Raw genomic sequence first — 17,257 nt, 5'->3', positions numbered from 1 at the left:
CGGGGGCCGGCCCCGGGCCGGGCCCCGCCGCTCGGGCGGGGGGCGGGCCCCCCCCCCCCCCCCCCCCGGCCCGACGCGCGGGTTCACCTCAGCACAGTCCCGCCGGGATCGGGACTCGGCGGAAGTTGCCGCGAAGGAGATCGCTCCCCTTCGCGGCGTTCCGATTGACCAGGCCGGCGGGGGTGTTGGCGGTGATCCCGTTCTCGTCGACGCGGTGCCGGCCTGCGCCGAGACCGTGTCACCGGCACGGGCCGCGTTCACCGCCTTCTGGATCCACTCGACCGGGTGCACCGTCAGGGTTCGCGGTGACGTGGCGGCCGGGAGGGCACCGGCGCCCACACCGAGGGGTACGGCGACGGACGCGGCTTACCGAGCATGCCTCCGGCCGGGCGTGCAGGTTCACATCACCGGCCGCGTACCGGCGGTGTCGGAGTAGCAGCGGTGGCAGCCCGATCCGGCCGTACCTGGGCGCGGAGAGGGGCGCCGAGCGTCATACCTTCGACGTGGAAGGCCGCCGACGTGCTTCGAACAGGACCATCGAAATCTTCACCGCGGTCGAAATGGTCAAGGCCTGCATGAAGGGCATACCCATGAGCCACAGTGCCAGCATCATGGCGGTGAGGACCAGGAACACCGGCAGCAGCATGGTTTCCTTGACCGCGGAACCCAGGACACGCCGGAGCGTTCGGGGCTGATCCGCCGTATCGATTGCGCTGACGCGAATCTCTTCCTCGTCTACCTGAGGCATTCTGTGTCCTTCCCGCGAAGTAGTTTCCGCTGGCGAGCCCCGACCGGTGTCAGGCCCCGCGCCCCACCTTCTCGCCGGCCCCGCTCTCCCCGAGGCCCCGCGGCACCGCCGCCGCGAGGTCGTCGCGTCCGGGACGCACCCGGCGCTCCCGTAGGTCGGCCACCGCCAGGACCAGGGCACCGAGGATGATCGCCACGGCGGTGAGCAGCCCGAGCTGAAGGGCTGTCGTGGAGCGGCCGTGGTTGGCGACATGGGCGAAATAGACAGAGCCGACCACGGCGATACCGGTGGCCGAGCCGATGCGCTGGCCGGTCTGCAGCACCCCACCCGCCGCACCGGCGCCTCGTACCGGCACGAGCGTGAGCGTGAGGGTCGTGTTGGGTGAGACCGTGAGTCCGGATCCGATTCCGCCGATGACCAGCGGCAGCGCCATGGCCCAGCCCACGCCGTCCCCGGGCACCAGCTGAACGGCGACGACGACACCGAGCAGTCCGAGAGCCACCGCGCTCAGGCCGATGACGACCAGGCTGCGGCCGTAACGCATCACGAGCCGGCCCCCCATGGACGCGCCGACCGCCGAGGCGGCCGCGAACGGCAGGATCGTCACACCCGCGGCGAGCGCGCTGTATCCCGCGGTGTTCTGCAGGAACAGCGACAGGACGAAGAAGATGGTGGTCAGCCCGGCGAAGAACATGAGGCTGATGAGAGCGCCGAGCGTGAAGGAGCGCAGGGAGAAGAGCCCGAGGTCGACCAGCGGTGCCTTCCCCAGGCGTCCCTGGTTTTTCTCCCACACCCAGAAGGCCCCGAGCAGCAGTGCGGCCACCGGAATCAGCAGCCACTTGGCCCGGCCCTGCCATTGCTGCTCCTGCACCAGGGGCAGCAGCAGGGCGAGTACACCCGTACCGAGCAGCAGTACGCCGAACGGGTCGAACTTCTCCCGTCCGTCGTTCGACACCGGGAGACGGGGCAGCAGCCGCTTCCCCGCGACGAGGGCCGCCACCCCGATCGGCACGTTGACGAAGAACACCCAGCGCCACCCGTCGGCCGTGCCGAACGCGTGGATCAGCAGTCCGCCCGCCAGCGGGCCCACCGCGGTGGACACGGCGACGACGCTGCCGTGGAAGCCGAACGCCCGGGCCCGCTCGGCGCCCTGGAACATCTGCTGGATCAGCCCCGAGGTCTGCGGCGCGACCACACCGGCGGCCGCGCCTTGGATCAGCCGGCACACCACCAGCGAGGTGGGGCCGGTGGCGAGGCCGCACGCCACCGATGCGGCCGTGAACACGGCGAGGCCGAACAACAGCGCCTGGCGGCGGCCCCGCACGTCACCCAGCCGTCCCGCAGGTGCCAGTGCGAGCCCGAAGGCGAGTGCGTACCCGGACACCACCCAGGACTGGGTGGCTGCGGAGGCACCGAGCCCGCGTTCCATGGAAGGCAGCGCAACGTTCACGATCGAGACGTCGAGCAGCGAGATGAATCCCGCGGTCAGACAGACCGCGAGCGCTTTCCACCGCCGGTCGTCGACAGCGGGCCGGGCCATTTCTGTGGTCATGTGATCACGCTATGCAGCCGCGACCAGTCGCACCAGCCGGGGAAAGGCACCGGGATGCGGGAGCGTCGAGCTCGGCCTCCGCACCCGGCACGGTTGCGCGGCGGCCGGCGGAACCGGTCCGGCCCTCGCGTATGAGACCTCGACGAGCCGCTCTGGCGGAACGACGTCGCTCGCGTGGCGGCTTGCCCGGCCCCAGGGTGAGGGTGACGGGTTCCCCTCCCGTCCCGCTACGCGAAGGACTGCCGCATGCCTGCTCTTCCCCCGATCGGTGCCGAGATCCCGTGCAGCTCGCTTGCCATCAACACCCCCCTGCAGATCCGGAACAAGCTCGTCTCCGTGGACTTCCGCGGGGGCTGGAAGCACCGCGTCGACGTCAACCCGAACGACCCCGTCAACAGCGTCCGACTGCGGCTGGTCGGCTTCAAGATGGCCGCGGAACTCCCCGCACTGGAGGGCGGCGGAGCGGAGGGCGGCACCATCACCATCGAGCAGAACGACGTCGACGTCGATCCGGCCAGCCTGCTGAGGCTGACGCAGCAGTTCCCGCCCAAGTACGAATGCGCCCTGGTCCTGAGCCCCTTCACCATGACCATCGACCAGCCGGGCAGTGAGCAGCTGGTCCTGTCCACGAAGGACACGTTCACGCTCATCAGCCAGCTGACCCAGTACCCTCCGCGAGGCGACCTGTTCCAGCTGCAGAAGCCGGTCGACCTCGTCGCCCCGGACAAGCCCGACACCGTCGTCGCTACGATCCAGAAGTTCCCGGCCAAGGCCGGCGGCCTGTAAGCCGCCGGGCCCACGCCTCGCCGGGGAACCCGCGGCGGTCGACCGGCGGACCGACCCCCACTCCACGGATTCCGTCATCCCGCGTACCGCATTTCGTCGGTTCCCCACGCCATGCGCTGGGCGCTGAAGCGGCCGCGCTGCCCCTCACACACGACAAGCCCCCCGAGCGACAGTTGCTCGGGGGTCTTACGCGTATACGCGGGGAAACCGGCATGACGTGGCCGCGCCTGCCCCAACGTCACGACCTGTGGCTCCGAGATGACGCGTGCGGGTGAATTTCGTGCGCCGGCTCGACGCAATGGGCAATAACGTGCGGAGAACCCCACTTCCAGGAGAAGCCCATGCCCCCCGGTCGGCCACCCAAGCGCGCCGCACGTACCACGCATGCGACGCCTCGGAGCTGGTGGGGTCGCCACTGGAAAGGGATCTCGGCCTTGCTTTCCGCGATTGCCGTCGCAAGTCTGAGCCCGTTGATCGTCGAAGCGATCCACGGAAGCACCAAAGCAATCAGGGACGGCGACGACACTCCGTTCTCGTGGACGACAAAGGTAAACGCACCGGAAGACGCCGCATGCAACAACGCCGTCGTGATCCCCAACGCACCGGCTTCCGCGCCATCATGGAATGATTGGGATGCCTGGGTGAAACGTGAGGGCGGTGTTCATGCGTACACGGTCCTCATCCGGGTCGCTCTCCAGGGGAAAACCACGGACAGCGTCGTACTCCACGCGCTTCGAGTAGGAGTGGACTCGAGAGGAACGCCCAGAGGTGTCGTATACGAGCCCGATGGCGGATGCGGAGGCCTGACGGCGAGATATTTCGGAGTGAATCTTGACGACCGAAATCTACCCGTAGCAACAAAGGCAGGCCGGGATGGCACCCCTGCCGTCGAATTCCCCTATGCGATCTCCTCGACCGAACCTGAAGTCTTCCTGGTCTCCGTTGAGACCAGCACATGTGATTGCGCGTTTCATCTGGACCTCGACTGGACCAGCGGAGACCGCGAGGGGACTGCCCGGATCTACGACGGGAAGGATCCGTTCCGTGTCGTCGGGGCGGACAATCTCCCGAAGCACAACCGGTGGGGTTGAAGGCTGTCCCGCAATCATCAACTGGCTCTGGCGGTCTGGCTCGCGGCGCCCGCGTTCGCGGGAGTTCCGTGTGCCCGGCAGGGGCCGGCCGACCAAGACGACCAGCCGGCTGTGGGCGTCGATGGCGACCTGATGGTGGTGGAGTACCGATAATTCTTCGATTGCTCTCCCACCGCATGATCGATGATCCTGCCGGCCGCTGCCCTCGATATCCCGAACGGCGGTGCCAGCTGTCGCAGCGTCAGATCAGGTCGTGGAGCGCCGGTGTCCGATGGGGCGTGGTGGGGGTTCTCAGGCGTCCGGCGGATACCAGCGCAGTTCCACGGTGTTGCCGTCCGGGTCCTGCACGTAGAGAGAGTCCGCGATGCCTTGGGCGCCGAAGCGCTTGGCGGGGCCGTCGAGCACCGTGAAGACGCCGGAATCGACGACGTGCTGCCAGTCGAGCGGCTCGACCACCAAGCAGATGTGATCGACGTTGGAGCCCTTCGGCCCCTCGGCGGGCCCCTTGACGAGGTCGATGATGGTGGTGGGGCTCACCCGCACGGAGGGGAAGGGGACCTTGCCGTCCCGCCACTCCTCCACCCGCACCGGCTCCAGGCCCAGAGGGCCGACGTAGAAGGCGAGCGAGCGCTCGATGTCGGCCACGTTCAGGACGAGGTGGTCGAAGGCGATCACATGCATGGGTGTCTCCTTGAGGTCGGGGCGGACGGGGCGCCGGCGGTGGTACGACGAGGCCGGCAACTGCGGGCCACGCCGGGTACGGGCTGTGGCTGCTCGCCGGCAGCGTGGCCTGTCCTTGTTCGAGCATCGCCGGACAGGCATCCATTGGTCCAACACATGCTTGTCATGCGATCAATCGGGGTTCACGATTGATCGATGGATCTCCAACAGATGCGTTATGTCCTCGCGGTGGCGGAGACCGCCAGCTTCACCCGCGCCGCCGAGCAGTGCCATATCGTCCAGTCCGCGCTCAGTCACCAAGTAGCCCGGCTGGAGAAGGAACTGGGCGCCCGACTCTTCGAGCGGACCAGCCGCCGGGTGTGGCTGACTCCCGCCGGAGAGGCGTTCCTGCCCGCCGCCCGCCAGGCCCTGGACGCGGCCGAGCGGGCCCGGGCGGAGGTGGCGGCGGCCACCGGCGAGATACGCGGCAAACTGACCGTCGGGTCGATCCCCACCGTGGCGGCCGTCGATCTCCCGTCGGTGATCCGCACCTACCGCCAGCGCTACCCTCAGGTCCGGTTCAGCCTCCGGGCGGGCTCCAGCGAGTCGCTCGTCGAGCAGGTGCGCGAAGGCACACTGGACGCGGCATTCCTCGGCGTACAGCCCGGATTCCGGCCGCAAGGCGTCCGTGACAAGGAACTTGGCCACGGGCAGCATGTCGCGGTGGTTGCCCCGGGCCACCCGCTGGCCACGCACCATGAGGTGGATCTGCGCCGCCTCGCCGACGAGGTGTTCGTGGACTTCGCCGACGGCAGCGCCGCCCGCGCCCAGTCGGACCAGGCGTTCGCGGCGGTCGGCCTGCGGCGCGAGGTCGCGTTCGAGGTGTCCGGCGTGGAACTCATGGTCCGGATGGTCCGCCATGGATTGGGCGTCGCCCTGCTACCCGCCGCCTTCACCGCCGAACTGCACGGACTTCGGTGTGTGCCGATCACGAACGGGCCGATACGGGTGGAGCGCCTGATCTGGAGCCGGTTCACCCCGTCACCCGCAGCCTCCGCGTTCCTGTCTCTGTCAGGCGTCTGCACGCCCTGAGATCGTGAACCGTCCGAACGATCCGCTGCCGAGACCGTTACTCGACTTCGTCGGCCTGGGCCCGCACGCCGCTCCTGCACAGATACCCGCACGCGTCGATCGCGCGCTCCATGCCCGCGTCCGCAGTGTTGCCGAACACCCCGCAGACCAGCAGGACATCTGCCGGCGTCGTCCCGTCGTGGTGACCGAGTGGGGAAGGATGCGGTGAAGTCGCGCCGCAGCAGATCGGGCAAAGCTTCGGCCTCCGCGGCCTTCACCCACTCCCTCACGGCCTCGGGCCCAGCGGCCTTGTCCGGGGCCTTGACCCGCTGTCGAGGCGGCACCTGCCCCGCCGCAGTCGGCGGGCTTTGGCTCATCGCTGATCAGCGGATCTACCGGGGCGGATGACTGTTCGGCACTCGCACCGTCGGCGGCCCGGGACGAACCCGGCGCATGATCTTGTGCAGACCCTCTAGGCGTACCGACCAGTCGGTACTAGCCTCTGCCCACGCTCTCGGAGCCGGGCCGCCGCGCACCCTCGTCACACCGACGCGAACACCCGGTTCCGGGTAACCCTGGGAGGAGCCGTATGTCCGCCGCCACGACACCGTCCGACGCCGACAGACCCGCGCCCGATGTGCCCCCCGCGGACGCCCGCGGCCCGCTGGCCTGGCTGTACCGCCGGGAACTGGCGGACTATCCGCCCACCGGTCGCCGTATGGTCTATCTCGCGATCGTGGTCGTCACCACTGTCGTCCTGTACTACATGCTGTACATCCAGTACGCGGTAGCGACGTCGATCATCACGCACTTCGACATGACGTACCGTTACTTCATCTGGGTCTCGGTGATCGGCAACGCGGTCGGGGCCTTCGCCTCGCTCGTGGCGGGTCTGGCGGACCGCTGGGGCCGGGCCAATCTGGTGGTCTACGGACTGCTGATCGCCGCGCTGCTGGTCTTCTTCGGGTTGCCGAACGCGGCGAACAAGACCACCTACCTGGTGCTGTTCGCGCTCGTCAGCTTCATCGAGGGCATCGTGCTGGTCGCCACTCCCGCGCTGATCAGGGACTTCTCCCCGCAGCTCGGCCGGGCCACCGCGATGGGCTACTGGACGATGGGCCCGGTCATCGGCTCCCTGGTGGTCACCACCGTCACCAGCAACACCCTCGACAGCGCCACCTGGCAGGACGAACTGCGCTATTCGGCGATCTCCGGGTTCGTCGTCTTCGTCGTCGCGATCTTCGCGCTGCGCGAGCTGTCCCCGGCACTGCGCGACCAGATCATGGTGACGCTGCGGGACCGGGCGTTGATCGAGGCGCGTGCCAAGGGGCTGGACACCGAGGCGGTACGCCGCGGCGAGTGGCGGCAGATGATGCGCCTGGACGTGTTGGGCTCGGCCTTCGCCATAGCCGTGTTCCTGCTGCTGTACTACGCGGCGGTCGGCAACTTCGTCGTCTACTTCTCCACCGTCTTCGGCTACAGCGAGCAGCGGACCAACGCGCTGGCCAACTGGTACTGGGCGGCGAACGCCATCGCCCTGGTCCTGGTCGGCCTGCTCTCCGACCGGCTGAAGGTGCGCAAGCCCTTCATGATCGTCGGTGCGGTCGGTTCCATCGTGGTGACCGCGATCTTCGCCACCCGCGCCACCCACCTGACGACCGACTACTACACCTTCGCCTGGCTGTTCATCGGCATCGGCGTCTTCAGCGGCATCGCCTACGCGCCCTGGATGGCGAGCTTCACCGAGACGGTGGAGAAGCACAACCCGGCGGCGACCGCGGCGGGTCTGGCGGTGTGGGGCTGGACGGTGCGCATCGTGGTCGCCGTCTCCGCCGCCTTCATCCCGGTACTGGTCACCTCCGTCACCCCGCTCGTGGAGCACGGCGCCGAGGTCAAGGTCGCCTCGGCCCAGGCGGCGCCGGCGCTGGCCATCGTCAATGCGCACCCGGAACTCTTCGCCGAGCTCAACAAGTACACCCCGGCCACCGTGCCGCCCGCACTGGGCGCCCGCGCCGTCAAGGAGGTCGGTGCGGAGAACCTCGCCGTCGTGCAGAAGGCGGCGCCGCAGCTGAAGCTGCTGCGGGAGTACGGCGCCAAGGTCCAGAAGGCGTCGAAGGACGGGCCCGGCGAATGGCGCACCTGGTGGTGGATCTGCGTCGGCGGCCAGGTGCTCTTCCTGCCCTTCGTCTTCGTGATGGCGGGTCGCTGGAGCCCGAAGAGGGCGCGAGTGGACGCTGAGGCGCACCAAGTTGCCGTCAACCGCGAGCTGGCCGCCCTAGCCGCCGCCACGGAGTGATCAGACGCGGATCCGGCCGTCCGTGGACGGGGCGGCCGGATGCGGAAGACAGCAGGTGAGATGCTGATCCGGGCCGGTCTGGGCCTGGCTGGTGCCGAGAGTGCAAGGCCTGCTGAGGCGCTGCCTCAGCAGGCGGCCTGCGCCGGGAATCTCCTGCTTTCAGGCGGAAGAGCGGCCCAAAGCCCGTGGATATCACGCACAGCCCCGTCACGACCCGCCCTGTGTGCCTACCGTGTACGGGTCAGAGCCATCTTTGGATTTCCGACCTCTCCCGTGAAGTTACTTCTGCCAGCCGACGGTCTCCGGCAGGGGGGTGCCGAAGATCGTGGCGCCGACGTTGGCCAGGCCCTTCTTGACGCCGTAGATGGACGGACCGCTGAACAGCGGCAGGAAGGCGTACTGCGCCAGTTCCTTGCGCTCGATGGCGTTGGCTTGGGCGGTCTGCTTGCTGGGGTCGGATATCTGGGACGCTGCGTGGATCTCCTTGTCCAGCTCCGGGGTTCCGGTACCGGTCAGGTTGGAGTCACTGTCGGTGCCGTAGAACTGGTACAGATAGCGGGCGCCGAAGGGGTCCGTGGAACGGTTGCCGGACAGGAAGAGGTCGAAGTCACGGTCGCTGAGGATCTTGGCGAAGTCCGCTTCGTCGGCCTTCTTGATGTCGACCTGGATGCCGACCGGCTTCAGCATCGCGGCGAACGCGTTGGCCGTGGCCTTGTCCAGCGGGTCGTCGCCGAGCAGGGTGTAGCCCACCGTGAGTTTGGCGCCGTCCTTCTCGCGGATGCCGTTGCCACCGGCCTTCCAGCCGGCGGAGTCCAGGATCTTCCTGGCGTCGTCAGGTGCGTACTTGATCACGGATGCGACGTTGTCCGCATAGCCCTTCTGGAAGCTGTAGAGCAGTGCCGAACCGGGGAGCGGCTCGGAGTAGTCCAGGCCCTGGAACTGGATCTTGGCGATCTGTGTTCTGTCAATGCTCTCCAGCAGCGCCTTGCGTACCTGGACGTCCTTCAGGACCGCCGATTTGGAGTTGACGTAGAGCGAGTACTCGAAGGGGCTGCCGCCGCGGCGGATTTCGGTGCCGTTGACACCGCTGATCTGCTTCACGCCCTCGGCACTGCCTGTGGAGGCGTAGTCGACCTGGCCGTTCTTGAATGCGTTGATCGCGGCGTCCGAGTCCAGGTTGACGTAGATCCGCTTGTCGAGCTTGCCCTTCTTGCCCCACCACTTCGGGTTGCGGACGAAGGTGAGATTGCCGCCCTTCGTGTCGAAGGTGCCGACCGTGTAGGGGCCGGCGCCCCATTCGGGATGCGCCTTCTTCACGTAGGCGTCGTTGAAGTTGGCGACCGTGGCGGCCTTGGGGTTGAGGAAGGTCGTGAACAGGCTTGACCACCACGGGTCGACGCCCTTGAAGTCGATGACGGCCTGCTTGTCGTCGGCGCCGCGGGTGACGGAGGCGATGTTCCGGTAGCCCTCGGTGTTGCTGGCGTTGTAGTCCTTGTTGGATCCGTTGTTGACCTGCCAGGTCGCCTTGACGGCCCGCCAGTCGATCGGCGTGCCGTCGTTGTAGGTGGCCTTGGGGTTGAGGGTGAGGACCACGCGCTGGTTGCCGCCGGTGACGGTGACCTTGACGTCGCTGAGGTAGTCCGGGTTGTACTGCACGTCGCCGGTGGGCGAGTAGGTGATGACGTCGGGGTTGTACCAGAACCACACGCGTGTGGCGGTGAGCGTGGCGTTGGCGTTGAACGGATTGCCCTGGTCGTCGAAGGTTCCGGGGGTGGTGTAGGTGCCTCCGTCCTTGATGTCGCTGTACGGCTGGGGGTTGTAGTCGACCTTCGCCGAGGCGACCGCGGGTGTCGTGCCCTTGGCTGCCTTCCCGGCGTCCGGCGTGTCGGATCCGGAGGAACTGCAGGCGGTGGCGGTAAGGGCAAGAGCCACGGCGAGCGCGGAGGCCGGTGCGATTCTCGGTCGCATGGGGGATCCGTTTCTTTGTGGGGGCGGGGCGACGCCGCACGGCGCGGCGTCGTACTGGGGGAAGGAGCCGGTCAGCGGGCGTGACAGGCGTAGCTGTGGCCGGAGCCGTCAACCGCAGGGCCCAGGGCGGGCCGTTCGGTGCGGCATCGTTGCCGCAGCCCGTCGTCGAGCAGCCGGTGCAGCGGACAGCGCTCGACGAAGACGCAGCCCTGCGGCAGCCGCGACGCACTGGGCTGCTCGCCCTCCAGCACGATGTGGTCCCGGGAGCGTTCCAGCTGCGGGTCGGGCACCGGAATCGCCGACAGCAGCGCTTCGGTGTACGGGTGCCTGGCGTGCGCGAAGAGCTCTTCGGTGTCACCGGTCTCGACGATGTGTCCCAGGTACATGACGGCGATGCGGTCGGACACGTGGCGCATCACCGCGAGGTCGTGCGCAACGATCAGATACGCCAGACCCAGGTCACGCTTGAGCTTGCCGAGCAGGTTGATGACGCCTGCCTGTACGGATACGTCCAGGGCGGACACGGGTTCGTCCAGGACCACGATCCGCGGCTCTGTCGCCAGCGCTCGTGCGATGCCGACGCGCTGGCGCTGCCCGCCGGAGAGGGCACCCGGAAAGCGGTCCGCCACCGATGTGTCCAGCCCGACCAGGGACAGGAGTTCGCTCACCCGGGCCCGGATCGTCTCCCGGTCCGTACCCACGGCCTGGAGCGGTTCGGCGAGCAGTTGGAAGACGGGCAGCCGCGGGTCGAGGGAGCCCATGGGGTCCTGCATGACGATCTGCACCGCGCGGCGCAGTGCTCGTGTCTGTTCGGCGGAGCCCGAAGCGGCGACGTTCGTGCCCGCGATCTCGATCGAGCCGCTCTCGGGCCGCCTGAGCCGCATGATCTCCAGCAGCGTGGTGGTCTTTCCACTGCCGGACTCGCCCACCAGACCGAGTGTTTCTCCGGCCCGCAGTTCGAAACTGACGTCGCTGACCGCGTGCAACGTGCCGACACGGCGTTTGAGGAGCGCTCCCTTGGTGACCGGGAATGTCTTGGCCAGGCCTGCCACCCGCAGCACTGTCTCGCCCGAGACGCTCCGACCGCGGCCGGGCCCTTCGATGTCCGTCGCGGTCGGGAAAAGCGAGTCCGCCGCCAACGTGCCGTCGGCTATCTCATCGGCGCGCAGGCAGGCAACCTGCCCGTGCCCGGGGACCGTGGCCAGCACGGGTTCCCGCGTGCGGCAGCGGTCGACGGCGGCGGGACAGCGATCCGCGAAGGAACACCCTGCCGAGAGCCCCACCAGTGACGGCGGCTCGCCTCCGATCGGCACCAGTGGCCGCTCCGCCCGTGCCTCGGGACGTGGCACCGCGCCCAGCAGCCCGATCGTGTAGGGCATGGTCGGCCGCCCGAACAGCTCTTTCGCGGTCGCCTGCTCCACGATCCGGCCCGCGTACATCACGGCGACCTCGTCCGCGTACCCCGCGACCACTCCCAGGTCATGGGTGATCAGCACCACGCCCGCACCGGTCTCGGTCTGAGCGGTGCGCAGTACGTCCAGGATCTGCGCCTGTACCGTCACATCAAGGGCGGTGGTCGGTTCGTCGGCGACGATGACCTTCGGCGAGTTCGCCATCGCCAGTGCGATCACGACGCGCTGGCGCATGCCGCCGGAGAACTCGTGCGGGAATGACCGCGCACTGCGGTGCGGGTCGGGGATTCCGACCAGGTCCAGCAGCTCAACCGCTCGGTTCCAGGCGGCTTGCTTCGTCAGGTCCTGGTGCACCCGTAGCGCGTCGGACAGCTGCCTGCCGACCGAGAAGATCGGGGTCAGCGCGGACAGCGGATCCTGGAAGACCATGCCGATGTCCTTGCCGCGGACCGCGGACAGCTGTCTGTCGTTGAGCCCGACCAGATCACGGCCGCCCAGCAGCACCCGGCCCGACACGCGGGCGGCCTCCGGCAACAGCCCCATGATGCCCATGGCCGTCGCGGACTTGCCCGAGCCCGACTCGCCGACGATGCCGAGCGTGTGTCCGGGCAGGACGTCGAAACTCACTGTGCGTACGGCCTGGACAGGTCCGGCCTCGGAGGGAAAGGAGACGCTCAGGTCCCGTACGGACAGCACCGGCGCCGTTGCCGCGGGTTCTGCCGCCGGGTGTGTCCCGGGGGTTGCCAACGTCATCGCCGGCCCCCGAGCGCCCCGGTGGTCGACGTCGGGTCGAACGCGTCACGCAGTCCGTCTCCGACAAGCGTCATCGACACCGTCAGCAGGACCACCAGAGCGGCCGGGTAGCCGAACAGCCACGGCGCACTGGTGATCGTGCCCGATCCGTCGGCAAGCATCGTGCCCAGTGACACGTCCGGTGGCTGCACCCCGAAACCGAGGAAGGACAGGGCGGTTTCACTGAGCACGGTGGCGACGACTCCAAGCGTGAGGTTGACGATGAGCAGGGAACCGAGGTTGGGAATGATGTGCCGCATGACGATCCGCCATGGCCTCACCCCCATGAACTCGGCGGCCAGCACGTAGTCCCTCTCGCGCAGGGATGTGGAGACAGACCAGATGACCCGCGCCGTCGACATCCAGCCGAAGACGGTCAGCACCAGGATGAGCACCCGCCAGTCCCCCGCAAGGTGGTGCGAGACCAGAGCCAGAATCAAGAACGACGGCACGACGAGCAGGAAGTGGATGACCATCAAGGTCAGCTTCTCGACCCGCCCGCCGAAGTAGGCCGCGCCCGCACCGATCACCGCGGCGAGCACAATCGTCAGCACCGAGACGCTGACCGCGATCACCAGGGAGCGCTGGAGGCCGTGCACGGCCTCGGCGTAGACATCGTTGCCACCCTGGTTGGTGCCGAAGTAGTGCGTCGAGCTGGGCGGTTGGGTGAGCGCGGTGAAGTCCACGTCGGTATAGGCGAAGTGCGTGAACACGCCTCCGAACACGCTGAAGAGCGCCAGCAGCACGAAAAGCGCCACTCCGAGCAGGGCCGGACGGTTGCGGGCGAACCGCCGCAGGTACAGACGGCTGCTGCCCAGACGGGGTGTCAGCGTACGGGCCGGCGCGCCTGGATCGAGCGGCTCGGGCAGAGGGGGCACTGTGGTCGCCATGTCAGCTCACCCTGACCCTGGGGTCGAGGAGGACGACCGCGATATCGGCCAGGACCGCACCGATCGCTGTCATGGCGGCTCCGAACGCGGCAACAGCGACGGCGCCGTGCACATCGTTCTTGCTGATGGTCTGGATGAAGTACCGGCCCATACCGTTCCAGCCGAAGACGGTCTCGGTGATCACTGCGCCGGTGAAGATGGCCGGGATGCTGAATGCCACCGACGTGGCGGTCGGGATCAGCGAGGCGCGCAGCGCATGCCGGCGGATCGCCTGGGCTCGTGTCAGCCCGGTGGCGCGGGCGGTGCGTACGAAGTCCGAGTTGATGCTGTCCAGCAGCAGCGAACGCTGAGTCAGGTGATAGCCGACATAGCCCAGCAGGGTCAGGCTCAGTGTCGGCAGGATGAGGTGCTGGAACCGGTCGGCGACCGTCGGCCACAGTCCGGTGACGGTCGGCGACTTCTCCCCGGCGACGTACAGGAAGCGCCATCCGAGGTGCTGGTTCAGCCAGATCCCGGCGAAGACGACCGCCAGCGCCGCGACCGCCGTCGGGACGTTGAACAGGAACACCGAGACGAGCTGGGTGATGCGGTCCCACCACCCGTACTGGCGGGAGGCGGTGAACACGCTGAGCGCCACACCCGCCACCACGGACAGCAGCGTGGCCGCGGTGACCAACTGGCCACTGACCACAACCCGGAAACCTATCTCCGAATTGACCGACGCCCCTACCGGGGACTTCCCCCAGTCGAAGTGCAGGACCACGTTGCTGAACCACTGCCACCACCGGTCCGCCAGAGGGACCCGCGGATCCAGGTTGTACGGTGCCAGAGACCGATCAATCTGTTCCTCCGTACGGACCGGCCGCAGCCCCCGGTAGTTGGACCTCGGGTCGAGGAACCACGCAGCCAGCAGGTATGTCACATTGGTGGCGACCACGATCATGGCCAGCCACCCTGCGGCCTTGCGTATCACATGGCGGACCACGTGCCCGCCTTCCTGCAGGAACGGGATGCGGCGGCGGTAGCCGCACGCAGGGCCGGCGGAGGTGTGCCGGGTCTGGGCATGGGCCTGACGCTTTCTGACGGACATGAACACACCGCCCCTGACTGACGGGGCGGTGCGCTGGTGTTCCGCGGCCCTGCTCTTTCCGTATCGGGTGAGTGGGCCGACCACGACTGATTCTTCGGCTGTGATCACGTTCAACGCCAGCCTTCTGGGCGGCCTGCCATGTGATCGCAATGTGCATGTCACGAACTGCGGCGGCGTTGCGTCCGAACGACCCCGACCTCCCCGAAGTCGACGAGAAAACACGTCGCTTCGTCACCCTTGCCCGCGAAGTCCACCGCGCCGCGGAAGTCGTGATTGTTTCTCGCGTCGTGTCGGGAAGAGCTCACGCTCACCGGACCAGAGCTCGCCAGCCGTCGGACGGCTGTTGCGGAGCGCGACGGCAGCATCGTGGGCTTCACGACCTTCGAGGGTGAGCCGCCGCAGGGTGTCCTGGTCCGGGCGTCTGGTCCCGATGTCAGTGGTGGGCGGCAGTATGCAGGTCATGACGACACCTGCAGCACAGATCGTGGATACCGCCGCCTACGCACAGGCGGTCGAGGAGGCCGTCGGGGCGGCGGCCGCGTACTACGCCGGCGGCACGTCGCGCCTGGACGACGACGCCTACGACCGGCTGGTGCGCTCGATCGCCGCGTACGAGGCCGGACACCCCGAGCAGGTGCTGCCCGACTCCCCCACCGGGAAGGTGGCAGGCGGCACGGCGGAGGGCGATGTCCCGCACACGGTGGCGATGTTGAGCCTGGACAACGTGTTCTCCGCGGAGGAGTTCACCGCCTGGACCGAGTCCCTGGCCCGCCGTGTCGGGCACGAGGTCGCCCGCTTCCACGTCGGGCCGAAGCTCGACGGACTCGCGATCGCCGCCCGCTACACCGCCGGCCGCCTCACCCGGCTGATCACCCGCGGGGACGGGACGGCCGGGGAGGACGTCTCCCACGCGATCGGCACCATCGAAGGACTGCCCGAGCGGCTTGCCGAGCCGCTCACCGTGGAGGTGCGCGGCGAAGTCCTCATGACGACCGTCCAGTTCGAGTACGCCAACGAAGTACGCACCGAGCACGGCGGGCTGCCGTTCGCCAACCCGCGCAACGCCGCGGCGGGCACGCTGCGGGCCCGGGAGCGCCTCTACACCGTGCCCATGACGTTCTTCGGCTACGGACTGCTGCCCCTGCCCGACACCGACCCGGTGCCGGCCGAGCGGCTGACCGCGTCCGCGCACAGCGACCTGATGCACCTGGTCACCGAGCTCGGCGTGAATACCAGCGCGCGCACCGCCGTCCCGGACACCGTCGCCGAGACCGTGGAGCAGGTCCTCGCCCGGGTGCAGGAGATCGCCGCGGTCCGTGCCGGGCTGCCGTTCGGGATCGACGGCATCGTCATCAAGGCCGACCTCGCCGCCGACCAGCAGGCCGCGGGATCCGGCTCGCGCGCACCGAGATGGGCGATCGCCTACAAACTCCCGGCCGTGGAGAAGATCACCCGGCTGCTGGAGGTGGAGTGGAACGTCGGCCGCACCGGGATCATCGCCCCTCGCGGCGTCCTCGAACCGGTCGTCATCGACGGCTCCACCATCACCTACGCCACCCTGCACAACCCGGCCGACATCACCCGACGCGACCTGCGCCTGGGCGACCAGGTCATGGTCCACCGCGCAGGCGACGTCATCCCCCGCGTCCAGGCCCCGGTCGCCCACCTGCGCACCGGCGAGGAACAGCCCATCGCCTTCCCGGAGACCTGCCCGCGCTGCGGATCGGACATCGACAAGAGCGAGGAGCGCTGGCGGTGCACGCAGGGCCGCAACTGCCACCTGGTCGCCTCCCTCGCCTACGCCGCCGGCCGCGACCAGCTCGACATCGAAGGCCTCGGCCGCACCCGCGTCGTCCAACTCGTCGACACCGGCCTCGTCACCGACCTCGCCGACCTGTTCACCCTCACCCGCGAGCAGCTCCTCGCCCTGGAACGGATGGGCGCCACCAGCACCGACAACCTCCTCACCGCGATTGCCAAGGCCAGACAGCAGCCGCTGTCGCGGGTGCTGTGCGCCCTCGGGGTACGCGGCACCGGCCGCTCCATGTCCCGTCGCATCGCCCGCCACTTCGCCACCATGGACAACATCCGTGCCGCCGGCGCCGAAGCGATGCAGCAGGTCGACGGCATCGGTGTGGAGAAGGCGCCCTCGATCGTCGCGGAACTGGCCGAACTCGCCCCGCTCATCGACAAGCTTGTCGCCGCAGGCGTCAACATGACCGAGCCCGGTGCCGCCCCGCCCGTCCCCGGCGAGGTGGCGAGCCCCGACGGGGACAGCGCGGCGTCCGGCGCTGCGGCGGAGGAGGGTCCGCTGGCCGGGATGACCGTGGTCGTCACCGGCGCGATGACCGGAACCCTGGAGAAGCTCTCCCGCAACGAGATGAACGAACTCATCGAACGGGCCGGCGGACGCTCCTCCTCCAGCGTCTCCAGGAAGACCACCCTCGTCGTCGCCGGCGAGAACGCGGGCTCCAAGCGTGCCAAGGCCGAACAACTCGGCATCCGGCTCGCCACGCCCGACGAGTTCGCCGACCTCATCGGCGGCCACCTGACCTGAGCCGTGGAAAGTGCGGGGCCCTTGCCGACGTGGTCGGGCCCCACACCGTCGGCGTGCATCGGGAGGGGGACAGGTCGAGCTCTCCTCCGGTGTCCTGGCCGTGCCGTCGGCGTCACCCCGGCACGGCGGTGCCGGCGCTGGGATGCTCGTGGCCGTCAGAAAGTTCGGCCGGAACCGAGAGTTGGCGCGATGTTCGTGAAGCGGGCGCAACGCCCACCAGGATGGTCATCTGACACACCCTGAACGGATACCTGCGCTCCCGGGCCCTGCTCCCCCTCCGGATCCACCAGTTCCACCCCGATCATCAGCCCCCGCCCCCGCACGTCGCCCACGCACGCGAACTC

General features: G+C 68.5%; 12 protein-coding genes and 3 pseudogenes. 6 read left to right on the top strand and 9 right to left on the bottom strand.

Annotated elements, in window-relative coordinates; genetic code table 11:
- Positions 1–490: 490 nt before the first annotated feature.
- Together ABZ642_RS45375 and ABZ642_RS45370 are read right to left on the bottom strand one after the other, a co-directional pair.
- A complete protein-coding gene (locus ABZ642_RS45375) occupies positions 491–748 on the bottom strand; it encodes a hypothetical protein (RefSeq protein WP_360497287.1) in 258 nt (85 codons plus the stop codon).
- 49 nt (positions 749–797) lie between these two features.
- The gene (locus ABZ642_RS45370) at positions 798–2,300 is read right to left on the bottom strand and encodes an MFS transporter (RefSeq protein WP_360497284.1); all 1,503 of its coding nucleotides are present in this window, start codon (positions 2,298–2,300) and stop codon (positions 798–800) included.
- Between the two features lie 246 nt (positions 2,301–2,546).
- On the opposite strand from ABZ642_RS45370, the gene ABZ642_RS45365 reads away from it, so the two are divergent.
- Entirely contained in the window at positions 2,547–3,086 is a 540-nt protein-coding gene (locus ABZ642_RS45365; protein WP_360497281.1) for a hypothetical protein, read from the top strand.
- A 470-nt stretch (positions 3,087–3,556) separates the two neighbouring features.
- Entirely contained in the window at positions 3,557–4,177 is a 621-nt protein-coding gene (locus ABZ642_RS45360) for a hypothetical protein (protein WP_360497278.1), read from the top strand.
- Between the two features lie 63 nt (positions 4,178–4,240).
- Here the strand turns inward: ABZ642_RS45360 and ABZ642_RS45355 are convergent.
- Both ABZ642_RS45355 and ABZ642_RS45350 read right to left on the bottom strand, forming a co-directional pair.
- Positions 4,241–4,431 (bottom strand): annotated as a pseudogene (locus tag ABZ642_RS45355) (IS5/IS1182 family transposase); the annotation flags it as partial.
- Between the two features lie 37 nt (positions 4,432–4,468).
- The gene (locus tag ABZ642_RS45350) at positions 4,469–4,858 is read right to left on the bottom strand and encodes a VOC family protein (protein ID WP_360497275.1); all 390 of its coding nucleotides are present in this window, start codon (positions 4,856–4,858) and stop codon (positions 4,469–4,471) included.
- A 195-nt stretch (positions 4,859–5,053) separates the two neighbouring features.
- Between ABZ642_RS45350 and ABZ642_RS45345 the strand changes: the two genes are divergently transcribed.
- Both ABZ642_RS45345 and ABZ642_RS45340 read left to right on the top strand, forming a co-directional pair.
- Entirely contained in the window at positions 5,054–5,929 is an 876-nt protein-coding gene (locus tag ABZ642_RS45345) for a LysR family transcriptional regulator (RefSeq protein ID WP_360497272.1), read from the top strand.
- Positions 5,930–6,497: 568 nt separating this feature from the next.
- A complete protein-coding gene (locus tag ABZ642_RS45340) occupies positions 6,498–8,204 on the top strand; it encodes an MFS transporter (RefSeq protein WP_360497269.1) in 1,707 nt (568 codons plus the stop codon).
- 279 nt (positions 8,205–8,483) lie between these two features.
- On the opposite strand, the gene ABZ642_RS45335 is transcribed toward ABZ642_RS45340, so the two are convergent.
- The 4 genes from ABZ642_RS45335 to ABZ642_RS45320 all read right to left on the bottom strand — a co-directional run bounded on the left by ABZ642_RS45335 (position 8,484) and on the right by ABZ642_RS45320 (position 14,251).
- Positions 8,484–10,172, bottom strand: a complete 1,689-nt coding sequence (locus ABZ642_RS45335) for an ABC transporter family substrate-binding protein (protein WP_360497266.1) — start codon at positions 10,170–10,172, stop codon at positions 8,484–8,486.
- Between the two features lie 71 nt (positions 10,173–10,243).
- Positions 10,244–12,337: an ABC transporter ATP-binding protein gene (locus ABZ642_RS45330; protein WP_360497263.1), complete on the bottom strand. Its 2,094-nt coding sequence runs from the start codon at positions 12,335–12,337 to the stop codon at positions 10,244–10,246.
- Entirely contained in the window at positions 12,334–13,266 is a 933-nt protein-coding gene (locus ABZ642_RS45325; RefSeq protein WP_360497260.1) for an ABC transporter permease, read from the bottom strand. The genes ABZ642_RS45330 and ABZ642_RS45325 overlap by 4 nt, the downstream gene beginning before the upstream one ends.
- A 1-nt stretch (position 13,267) precedes the next feature.
- Positions 13,268–14,251, bottom strand: coding sequence for an ABC transporter permease (locus tag ABZ642_RS45320; protein WP_360497306.1), 984 nt, complete (start codon positions 14,249–14,251; stop codon positions 13,268–13,270).
- A 381-nt stretch (positions 14,252–14,632) separates the two neighbouring features.
- Between ABZ642_RS45320 and ABZ642_RS45315 the strand changes: the two are divergent.
- Positions 14,633–14,767 (top strand): annotated as a pseudogene (locus tag ABZ642_RS45315) (GNAT family N-acetyltransferase); the annotation flags it as partial.
- 49 nt (positions 14,768–14,816) lie between these two features.
- Positions 14,817–16,913, top strand: coding sequence for an NAD-dependent DNA ligase LigA (ligA, locus tag ABZ642_RS45310; protein WP_360497258.1), 2,097 nt, complete (start codon positions 14,817–14,819; stop codon positions 16,911–16,913).
- A 155-nt stretch (positions 16,914–17,068) separates the two neighbouring features.
- On the opposite strand, the pseudogene ABZ642_RS45305 reads toward ligA, so the two are convergent.
- Positions 17,069–17,257, bottom strand: a pseudogene (locus ABZ642_RS45305) (hypothetical protein); the annotation flags it as partial.

This window comes from Streptomyces sp. NPDC007157 (genome assembly GCF_040634235.1).
GTDB lineage: Bacteria > Actinomycetota > Actinomycetes > Streptomycetales > Streptomycetaceae > Streptomyces.
Note: the sequence above shows the minus strand (reverse complement) of the source record. Positions and strands in the feature narration are given on the sequence as shown.